This is a genomic window from Flavobacterium sp. (genome assembly GCF_043720215.1).
Lineage (GTDB): Bacteria > Bacteroidota > Bacteroidia > Flavobacteriales > Flavobacteriaceae > Flavobacterium.
In genome coordinates this window covers 1-10931 of sequence record NZ_JAYSSZ010000145.1, presented here as the reverse complement: position 1 = coordinate 10931, position 10931 = coordinate 1, and the positions used below count along the sequence as shown (strand labels likewise).

At 30.5% G+C, this 10931-nt stretch carries 9 protein-coding genes and 1 tRNA gene; 3 read left to right on the top strand and 7 right to left on the bottom strand.

Annotated features, from left to right (window positions below; all coding sequences use genetic code 11):
- Positions 1-112: 112 nt before the first annotated feature.
- Both ACHZC3_RS06820 and ACHZC3_RS06815 read right to left on the bottom strand, forming a co-directional pair.
- Positions 113-1552 carry a hypothetical protein gene (locus tag ACHZC3_RS06820; RefSeq protein ID WP_394759124.1) on the bottom strand — a complete coding sequence of 480 codons (1440 nt, stop codon included), beginning with the start codon at positions 1550-1552 and terminating at the stop codon, positions 113-115.
- Positions 1553-1745: 193 nt separating this feature from the next.
- Positions 1746-2405: a PorT family protein gene (locus ACHZC3_RS06815; protein ID WP_394759123.1), complete on the bottom strand. Its 660-nt coding sequence runs from the start codon at positions 2403-2405 to the stop codon at positions 1746-1748.
- 106 nt (positions 2406-2511) lie between these two features.
- Between ACHZC3_RS06815 and ACHZC3_RS06810 the strand changes: the two genes are divergently transcribed.
- The gene (locus ACHZC3_RS06810) at positions 2512-3501 is read left to right on the top strand and encodes an SPFH domain-containing protein (RefSeq protein WP_394759122.1); all 990 of its coding nucleotides are present in this window, start codon (positions 2512-2514) and stop codon (positions 3499-3501) included.
- A gap of 387 nt (positions 3502-3888) precedes the next feature.
- Here the strand turns inward: ACHZC3_RS06810 and ACHZC3_RS06805 are convergent, their stop codons facing one another.
- Positions 3889-5976, bottom strand: a complete 2088-nt coding sequence (locus ACHZC3_RS06805) for a glutamine--tRNA ligase/YqeY domain fusion protein (RefSeq protein WP_394759121.1) — start codon at positions 5974-5976, stop codon at positions 3889-3891.
- A gap of 147 nt (positions 5977-6123) precedes the next feature.
- Here ACHZC3_RS06805 and folB point away from each other — a divergent pair, with 147 nt between their 5' ends.
- On the top strand, positions 6124-6483 hold the full coding sequence (gene folB, locus ACHZC3_RS06800; RefSeq protein ID WP_394759120.1) for a dihydroneopterin aldolase: 360 nt from the start codon (positions 6124-6126) through the stop codon (positions 6481-6483).
- Between the two features lie 105 nt (positions 6484-6588).
- A tRNA-Cys gene (locus tag ACHZC3_RS06795) sits at positions 6589-6659 on the top strand.
- A 163-nt stretch (positions 6660-6822) separates the two neighbouring features.
- Here ACHZC3_RS06795 and ACHZC3_RS06790 read toward each other — a convergent pair.
- From ACHZC3_RS06790 to rnr, 4 genes are all read right to left on the bottom strand, one after another.
- On the bottom strand, positions 6823-7506 hold the full coding sequence (locus tag ACHZC3_RS06790) for a GldM family protein (RefSeq protein WP_394759119.1): 684 nt from the start codon (positions 7504-7506) through the stop codon (positions 6823-6825).
- A gap of 35 nt (positions 7507-7541) precedes the next feature.
- Complete coding sequence (locus ACHZC3_RS06785; RefSeq protein ID WP_394759118.1) at positions 7542-8225, bottom strand: LysE family translocator; 684 nt, start codon at positions 8223-8225, stop codon at positions 7542-7544.
- 49 nt (positions 8226-8274) lie between these two features.
- Positions 8275-8946 (bottom strand): head GIN domain-containing protein, encoded by a 672-nt coding sequence (locus tag ACHZC3_RS06780; RefSeq protein WP_394759117.1) that lies wholly within the window; start codon positions 8944-8946, stop codon positions 8275-8277.
- A 6-nt stretch (positions 8947-8952) separates the two neighbouring features.
- On the bottom strand, positions 8953-10931 hold a 1979-nt coding region (gene rnr / locus ACHZC3_RS06775), incomplete at its 5' end, for a ribonuclease R (RefSeq protein ID WP_394759116.1).

Below are 10931 nucleotides of genomic sequence, written 5' to 3'. Positions count from 1 at the left end.
ATTTTACGCATTCAAGCTTAAATGCATAATCATATTTGACTTTTCTTTCCATAAAAATACCCCCAAATAGTGTCTAACTTTTTGGGGGCAGTCTAAATTCGAGGCTTTTTTGTTAATCTTTAAAATAAGTAACTTTATAATATTTATCATTATCCGTTTCTATTAGTAACATTCCTATATCAGTAAAAAGAGTAGAAAAAAGAATGTTTTTTTTATTAGTAACACTCTTTACATAATCAGCAAGCTTAGGGTTTAAATCGTAAGATATAATTCCTTTAACATTAAATCTCTTGTTATTTAATTCCTTTATATCTTCATACTCTAAACTAGAATATAAGAAGTTGCCTCCCATACCACCTACTGTTTGTTTTTCATGAAAAACTATATTATTTGATTTGGTTTGATTTCCAGAGTCTTTATCAATAATAGCATAACTTAAAAATTCTGCATTAGTATTTACAAAAGCATAAAAACATAATTGATTATTAATTATTGATAAATCTGTTTGAACGGCAAGCATATTATAATTATCATTAATTTTTTTTTCAACAATGCTGTTAATAGATTTCCATTTAATTACACCATTTTTATCAAATTTGAACACATAATAACCTTTTGGATTAGCTTCTTTGTTTAATTCACTAATTTTATCACTGTACAAACCATAAATGTAAACATCTCCATTGCTGTAATCAGTAATGAAATTGTTAATTGATAAATCATCATCAAAAAAAGCTCTATTGTTTCCATTTGTACCTATAAATCCCCCTCCATTATTAGAATAAATTAGTGTTTTGTTATCTAAGTTTATCTGAAAAGCAATATCGCTTTGTAACTTTCCGTCATTAGTTGAATAATTACTTCTATACATAGTCATTTTAGAATAATCTTTTGATATAGATTTTGTTATAAGACTAAATGATTCGTCGTTATTTAATTTATAATTCAATCCTAATTTCTCTTTAGCTTCGATAAGATTATCTCCTTTTAGTCTAGAAATACTTGGCTTTTCTATGGTATATGTTTTTTGATCTCTTGTTATTATGTCAGTAGCGGTTAAAATAAAATCATCTTTTTCAAAATCAGAAAACTCTTTTTTCTTTTGGTTTTTTACTTTTAAAGTAAATTTATCGGTAAGATTATCTGTATATGGGAAAAACCTAGAAAATGGGTATGTCTGGTCTACTACATATAAATCTGTAAATTTATTTTGAATAAAATATTTTTCTTTAGATTTGAAAACACCTTTTGAAATATCATAAACCCTTAATGTATTTCCAGAGGTAGAATATGCGCAAGTGTAAAGTTTTTCATTTTCTGCAATTACTGATTTTTTACCTTCTAAATCATAGCTATAAATATTATTAACTTGAGAAGCCGCAATAAGTCCACCCATTTTTTTACCTTTAAAAACGACAATTTCATGGGTGTTTTTTAAATAATTAACATCAACTGGCTTATTTTCTTTGTCATAAACATCCTCAACGATAGTAATTTGAGCCTTCCCAAAAAAAGAAATCAAACAAAAAGAAAGTAATAATAGTTTTTTCATAATAAAAATTAGTTAAGTTAAAATAGAAATCCGTCAAATGTAAACATTTGACGGATTTCTATTTCGCTTTTTTGAGAAAATATTTTAAAGCCTATTTTTCTTACAAATTAAACAACTGTTTTATTCAACCCTCTCAGGGTTTGAAACCCTGAGAGGGTTAGTCTAATAAAAATATTTTGAAATTGGAGGCTATTTATAAATTAAACAACAACTGTCCACTTATAATACCTAAGTTTCCTTTAAAATCTCTATTGTTATTCTTCAGTTTTAACTCTTCACTTTTGTTTAAATTGTTCAAGAAATTATTCAAACCGTATTGGTAATTAACAACAGCACGAATTCTTTTTGTTCCAGCAGAAATACCAACATAAGCATTTCCGTTAAGCTTTGTAACATCCGTAATTTCTTTAGCAGTTAGCAAAGTTCCAGTAACATTATTTGTCTCGGATTTGCTGTTTATTTTTAGTTTGTCGTTTATTTGTAAAACTGGTCCAAAATCGATAGAAACATGATCTTTTATCAAATTATAACTCGCTAACAAACGAATTTGAACACCCATACTTTTGCAACTTACTTCTTCTGGAGTAAACGATAAAGGTTTCGTTGTGGCTACTGTAATATTATTCTCGAAGAATTGCATTCCGAAAATGGCGCTAAAATCGTTGTAATAATTTCCTCTCACGGCCATACCTGCCACCCAACCAGATGCTGGTTTTGTAGCAAAGTTAGAAGTTTTTAACGTAGTTTGGGTGATTCCTCCCATTATTCCAATCCTGTTTCCATCACGACGACTGTGTTGTGCAACTGTTATTATAGTAAATAGTAAAACGGAAAATAAAATTATCTTTTTCATTATGTAATATTTAATTTTATACAAAAGTAATATTATTTTGAAGATTAGTTTGTAACTTTCGTTAGAAACTAACGTATAATAACTATAACAAACTAAAAAAACCGCTATGAATCCATTTTTTATTGCCTTTCTTGTCTTCGGATTATTTATCCTATTATCCTCTTTTTTTACAGTAAAGCAACAAACCGCTGTTGTTATTGAACGTTTTGGGAAATTTCTTGGGATTCGCCATTCTGGATTACAACTAAAATTACCTATTATTGATAGAATTGCTGGGAAAATTAATTTAAAAATTCAGCAACTCGACGTTATTATCGAAACTAAAACTCAAGATAATGTCTTTGTAAAACTAAAAGTTTCCGTACAGTTTATGGTAATCAAAGACAATGTGTACGATGCTTTTTACAAATTAGAATATCCTCACGATCAGGTTACTGCTTATGTTTTTGATGTAGTTCGTGCCGAAGTACCTAAGCTGAAACTAGATGACGTTTTTGAACGTAAAGATGATATTGCCATTGCGGTAAAACGCGAATTAAACGAAGCTATGACTACTTATGGTTACGACATCATCAACACTTTGATTACGGATATTGATCCAGATATTCAGGTGAAAAATGCCATGAACCGTATTAATGCTGCTGATCGTGAAAAAACAGCCGCCGAGTTTGAAGGTGAAGCAGAACGTATCCGTATTGTGGCAAAAGCAAGAGCTGAAGCCGAAAGCAAACGCCTTCAAGGACAAGGTATTGCAGACCAACGTCGTGAAATTGCTCGCGGATTAGTAGAAAGTGTTGATGCGCTAAACCAAGTAGGAATTAGCTCTCAAGAAGCTTCTGCTCTTATTGTGGTTACACAACATTATGATACTTTACAAGCTATTGGAGCCGATGCAAATTCTAATTTAATTTTATTACCCAACTCACCACAAGCTGGAAGTGATATGCTAAACAATATGGTAGCTTCTTTTTCTGCAAGTCAGCAAGTAGGCGAAATGATGAAAAAAGGAAGTAAAACAAAAAACCTAAAATCTGGACACCATACAACTCACGCTTCAGATTCTAAATTAGACGAAGAAGGAAATCCAATTGTTTAGATTTTCTTATTTTATAAACTTTAAGAAAGAGTTCAAGAAATTGAGCTCTTTTTTTTTGGAACAGATGTTTTGAGTTTTTAGGAACATTTGTCCTGCTGTAAATTTCAGAAAAACAAAATCAAAAAGATTTCCACTTCTATCAGGGTTAAAATCCAAATTTTTGTTTCCAAAACAAGAAAAAGCTAAAATAAAGCGATTTAAGAACTATTTTTCTAAGAAACGCAAAAACTACTTTAGATCATTTTTTAATTGTTTTAAAATTAATTTATGCGTGTCGTTTTTTTAATGGAAAATCTATTGTTTTTTAATTTTTAATTGTAAATATCTATAATAGAAAAATCCACTCGAAAGTGGATTTTTTATTTATAAAAACTATAATTTAAAATTTTACAATAATTCTAAAACCTTTTCGTTTTTCTCCGTATTTTTCAATTCTGCTAATTGTGTTTGAAAATTAGAAAAATTCTCTGAATCATTTTTTAAGTTTTGAATAGCTAAAATTCGAACAGAGGTCAATTGACTTTTTAATGACATCGAATATAATTTTGAAATTACATCTGTTTCAAAATCTTTTGCCGAAACTTTTTCAGAATGTTTCAAAACCAAATTCGCAAACAATAAAGCATTATTATCGTTCTTGATATTTTTTATAATTGTGTTAATAATCAAACTATAATTATCAATACTTTTTATGTTTTCAATAATAGGTTTTAAGATAATTTCAGCTGCATTTTCGTCCTTTTCTTTTACATATTTATTGATTTCTTTTAAAGTATTCATCAATAAATTTTCTTCTTTTTTACCTTTTTCTTCCCAAGCATCTTTAAGTCCAACGGTTTTGTTAAAAACTAATTTTGAAGCACTTGAGTCTTTATCAACCGTGAAATAACCCAAACGTTGAAACTGAAATTTATCTTCGTTTTTAACGTCTTTTAAACTTGGCTCCACAAATCCTGTTACTATTTTTAGAGATTCAGGATTCACAAATTCTAAGAAATCTTTCTCTTTATGAGCATCTGGTGCTTCGTCTATAAAAAGCCTATCATATAAACGAACTTCCGCTTCTATAGCATGCGAAATAGAAACCCAATGCAAAGTTCCAGAAACCTTTCTTTGACTAGCTTCGGTACCGCTTCCGCTCAAAGAATCCGTATCGTAAGTCGCTTGAATTTCAGTAATATTACCATTAGAATCCTTAACTACACTTTCACCTTTTATAATATATCCATTTTTAAGACGTACTTCATTTCCAATGCTTAATCTAAAAAATTTTGCTGGTGCTACTTCAAGAAAATCTTCTTTTTCAATATATAATTCTCTTGAAAAAGGCACTTTTCTGAAACCTGCGCTTTCGTCTTCTTGATTATTTTCAGCATCTAACCACTCTTCTTTATCTACTGGATAATTTGTAATTACCAGTTTTACAGGATCAAGAACAGCCATAACTCTTGGTGCAATTTTGTTTAAATCTTCACGAATACAGAATTCTAAAACCGAAACATCTATTAAATTATCTCGTTTTGCAATTCCCGTTGTGGTAGCAAAACTCCTTAATGATGTTGCTGTGTAACCTCTTCTTCTTAGTCCAGAAATAGTAGACATTCTTGGATCGTCCCAACCATTTACATGATTTTCTTTTACTAATTGTAGTAATTTTCTTTTACTAACCACGGTATGACTTAAATTTCTACGAGCAAATTCTCTTTGTTTTGGTCGCACTTTTGCACTATCAAAAATTTGGTCTAAAAACCAATCGTATAATTCTCTGTGTGGCAAAAATTCTAAGGTACAAAACGAGTGTGAAATTTGTTCCAAATAATCACTTTCGCCGTGAGCCCAGTCATACATAGGATAAATACACCAATCGTTGCTGGTTCTATGATGATGCTTGTGTAAAATACGATACATAATAGGATCACGCATCAACATATTTGTTGAAGTCATGTCGATTTTTGCACGCAAAATATGTGTTCCGTCAGGGAATTCCCCATTTTTCATTCTTTCAAACAAATCTAAATTCTCTTCAATAGATCTATTTCTAAATGGACCGTCGACACCTGGTTGTGTTGGTGTTCCTTTTTGAATCGCCATATCTTCAGAAGATTGACTATCTATATAGGCTTTTCCGTTTTTGATAAAATGAACAGCCCAATCGTATAATTGTTGGAAATAATCAGATGCATAACATTCGGTATCCCATTGGAAACCCAACCATTCTACATCACGCTTAATTGAATCTACATATTCTTGCTCTTCTTTTGCGGGATTGGTATCGTCGAAACGTAAATTTACTGGGGCATTATAATCGATTCCTAAACCAAAATTTAGACAAATAGCACTTGCGTGACCTATATGCAAATACCCGTTAGGCTCTGGAGGAAAACGAAAACGTAATTTGTCTTGAGGCAACCCGTTTTTTAAATCCTCTTCTATAATTTGTTCAATAAAATTGAGTGCTTTTTCTTCTGTTGACATAATTATGTTTAATTTTAGCAAAGATAAATAAATGTTGGCTATTTGGTTAATCGTTGATTTGGTTATTTGATAAATGATGACCAAAAATCGAATATTTAAGTGATATTATCGAATAAACAAATTTACAAACCCACAAATAAACTCAAAATGGGCATTATAAAACTAAAAAACATACGTACTTTTTCATATCATGGTTGTTTGATAGAAGAAGGTAAAATTGGTTCAGATTATAAAGTAGATTTGGAAATAAAAACCGATTTACGACGTTCTTCCTTGTCAGATAACCTGAAAGATACGGTCGATTATGTGCTTCTAAACCAGATTGTAGTCGAAGAAATGGCGATTCGTTCGCATTTATTAGAACATGTTGCTAACAGAATTATAACCAGAATCTTTGCAGAAATCGCTTCGGTTTCCCGAATTATTGTGGCTGTTTCTAAGCTAAATCCCCCTATTGGTGGTGATGTTGAAGCGGTTACGATTGAAATGGAAGAATATAGAAACTAGAATTAATTGATAATTGATAATTAACAATTGATAATTTTTAAAATTTGTTAATTATCAATTGCTAATTATTAATAGTTTCTTATATTTGCAATCCGCTAAACAAAGGGCGTCGTGGCCGAGCGGCTAGGCTGGGCTCTGCAAAAGCTCCTACTCCGGTTCGAATCCGGACGATGCCTCTAAAACCTTCAAAGTAATTTGGAGGTTTTTTTTATGGATAATTTTTAGAAAAAATTAATTAAATATATGGTTCGAATCCGTCCCGAAGCTTCGGGAGATGCCTCTAAAACCTTAAAAGAAATTTGGAGGTTTTTTTATGTTTAAATTTTGAGTATTACTGACTTAAATCTTAATTTTTGAAGCGATTTTCCTTATTTTTATCATTGGTGTTTTAGCAATTGACAAGTTTAAATTTGAGGTAAAGGTAATTTTATGAATAATAATTATCGTTCCTTTGTTATTGTTGTTTATTTCATCATAAATCTCTTTAGAAATTTTATTTCCTTGTACATCAAAACTAGCTAAAGTATCACCATTTTCGTTGGTTAAATAAATTCTAAAACTGGTTACGGTAATGTTATAATCTATTAAAAAATCGATTAGTTTAATTGTTATTTCAGCGTTTAATAATTCTTTATTAGGAATCTCTAATGTACAATCGCTGTTTATACAACCTTTCTGATTAACGAGTAAGACAGCCGAAGGAAGGTCTTTTATTTTAAACGTGTGTTCTTCATAAACTTTTGTACTGTCGGAAGTTTCTATTTCGACCAAAACTTTGGTTGTATTCCCGAATTTTGGTTTAATGTTATATAATCCGTTTTCGTCTTGAGTAAGGGCGTCACCTTTTATTTTATATGGTTTTGAGTCTTTTACAGCAAGAGAAATAGGGTTATAAATTCCTCTATAAACAACATTTAAATGGTTTAAACCTATTAAAGAAAGGTTTGGTTTTACTGTATGTATCGAATCATTTTGGGCGTAAAATGAAAGTGGCAATAATAGTAATGCAAATAATTTTTTCATAAATAATAATTACATGAAGTAGGTTTGTAAGTAAATTATTTCTTCTCGATCTTCTCAATCGTTTTAGTAACAAAAGTTTTGTCACTAGGAAACCAGCCTTGAGATAATAAAAATGCACCAAAAAAAATCAATAAAATACTGCTTATTTTTTTAACTTTTATAATATTTTCTGTAGTTAATTTGTTTCTTAATTGCTTGGATAAAAGTATTTTACCAATATCAGTAATAATATAAGTGATAATTACTGTGGTAAAAAACCAAATAACATTAGAAAGATCCATATGCATTTTAGGTACAAAAGTAATAATGATTAATAACCAAAAACCTAGAACTCCAATGTTGATGAAGTTGAGTAAAAATCCTTTTATAAATAGGTTTAAATAATCTTTTTTGATTAATTCGACCGCTTCTTCTTCGACTTCGGCTTTGTGTGCTTTACGTAATTTAAAATACGAAATTAGACCATAAGTTACCATGATAATTCCACCAAAAATAAATAACGCTGGATCATCTTTTAAACTCTGAATTAATCTGTAACTTCCTAAATAAGCTACGCCTATAAAAAAAACATCGGCTAAAATAACACCTAAATCAAAGATTAAAGCAGCACGAAAACCTTTTGTTATACTAATTTCTAGAAGTACAAAAAAAACTGGTCCTATCATGAAACTTAAAAATATTCCTAATGGGATTCCGTTGCCTAAAATATATTGAATCATAAAGTTTTTTAATTATTATTCCGATGACGCAAGTTAAAATTTAAAATAACTATCGTTTACTAATTACAATATGTCCACCTAAAACTTTTTTCTCATTCACTTGTTTTGGGTTTCCGTAAATAGTTATTGTGCCTCCAGCTCTTGTTTTTGCATCTACTAAATCGGTAGCAAACACATCTGCAAATCCTCCTGCATTTACAGATACTGTAGTTTGCGAAGTAATGCATTTTTCTGCTTCTAGTTTTCCTCCAGAATTAGTAACTGCATCTAAATTTTGTGCTTTTCCTGATAGTTTTATAACAGAACCATTAGATGATTTTACCGTAATTCTTTGTGCATCGACAATCACTTTTATTTGAGATCCTTCTTTTGCAATAAGACTAAAATCTAAGGCTTTAATTTCGGTATCACAAGAAACGTAAGAACCTTCATTAGCTTCTAATCCTTCTAATTTTGTAAAATAAACACGAGCAACTAAATCTTCTCCATTTAAAAAATTTCCTATTGGAAGTCTAATTTTTAGCTCGCCGTTATTGTTTATAAGTTCAGCTTCGTTTTCAAATTTTCCTTTTAGTTCTATCTTATTTTCAGTTGATTGTATTAACTGAACCGAAATTTTATCGAAAGCTGTAACTTTAGTAAAATCGCCAACATTTTTTGTTACTTGTGCTGTAATTAAATTAGTTAACACTAAAAACGTAATTATAAATAGTTTTTTCATAGTTAATTATTCTTTTCTTCTTAAGAAATTAAAATCTAACTGTTTTTTTACTAAATCGGCATTTTTTACTTTAACCCAAACTTCGTCACCTAATTGCAATAAAGATTTAGAAATTTCGCCAACTAAAGCATATTGTTTTTCGTCAAACGTGTAATAATCATCTTTTATATCACGAATACGAACCATTCCTTCGCATTTGTTTTCGATGATTTCTACATAAATTCCCCATTCGGTCACACCAGAAATAACACCTAAAAACTCTTGATCTTGGTGGTTTTGCATGTATTTCACCTGCATGTACTTAATAGAATCACGTTCGGCATTGGTTGCTAAACCTTCCATATTAGAACTATGTTGGCATTTTGTTTCATACGTTTCTTCATCGACAGATTTACCTCCGTCTAGATAAAACTGCAACAAACGATGCACCATTACGTCTGGATAACGACGAATTGGCGAGGTGAAATGAGAATAATAATCGAAAGCCAATCCGTAATGACCAATATTATCGGTCGAATATTTCGCTTTACTCATCGTTCGAATCGCTAAAGTATCTATTAGATTTTGCTCTTTTTTTCCATTTACATCTTCCATTAATTGATTCAATGCTTTGGATATTTCACCACTTCTAAAATCTATTTTATAACCAAATTTTGCAATAACAGCTTGCATCGCAAATAGTTTATCTTCATTTGGTTCGTCGTGAATTCTATAAATAAACGTTTTCTTTTGTTTACCAATAAATTCGGCGACTTTTCTGTTGGCAAGCAACATGAATTCTTCAATCAAATGATTAGCGTCTTTAGAAACTTTAAAAAACACACCTTCTGGTTCGCCGTCTTCACTTAAATTGAATTTTACTTCTACTTTATCAAAAGAAATTGCACCGTCATTCATACGTTTGCGACGCATAATTTTAGCCAATTCATCTAGTTTTAATGTAGCAGCTACAATTTCATCAGAAACTACATAAGAACTTCCTGTAATCGATGTTTCTTCTGGAATTGTATTGTCTTTGGTTTCTATAATATATTGCGCTTCTTCGTATGCAAAACGTTGGTTAGAATCTATTACTGTTCTTCCAAACCATTGGTTGATAACGGTTGCTTTTTCATCGATTTCGAAAATAGCTGAAAACGTATATTTTTCTTCGTTTGGTCGTAAAGAACAAGCAAAATTTGATAAAACTTCTGGTAACATTGGTACAACTCTATCTACTAAATATACTGAAGTTGCACGTTGATACGCTTCTTCATCTAGGATTGTTCCTTCCTGAAGATAATGAGAAACATCAGCAATGTGAATGCCTATTTCGTAGTTTCCATTTTCTAATTTTTTGAACGAAAGTGCATCATCAAAATCTTTAGCATCTTTTGGATCAATTGTAAAAGTTAATGTTTGTCGCATATCACGACGTTTAGCAATTTCATCTTCCTGAATAGAAGTATCTATTTTTTGTGCAAAAACTTCTATTTCTACAGGAAATTCTGCAGGTAAACCATATTCTGCTAAAATAGCATGAATTTCTGTATCGTGTTCTCCTGGTTTTCCTAAAACTTTAGTCACAGTTCCAAAAGGAGAATCTGCTTTTTTAGGCCAATCTTCGATATGAACTAAAACCACATCGCCTTGTTGTGCTTCTCCAATTTTTGCTAACGGAATAAAAATATCCGTATACATTTTAGGATTTGCAGTACTTACAAAGGCAAAATTCTTCTGAATATCTATAACTCCTACAAAATCTGTTTTAGCTCGTTCTACGACTTCTATAACTTCTCCTTCAGGACGTTTTCCTTTTCTTCTGTTATACACATAAACCTTTACAATGTCTTTGTCTAAAGCGTGATTTAAGTTATTGGTTGGAATAAAAACATCTTCTCCAAAATCAGGACAAACAAAATAAGCTGTTCTTCGAGAAGTCATGTCTATTTTTCCTTCGTAATAATCTTGTGAAATTCCTTTTACTAAATATTTTCCAGGTTCAG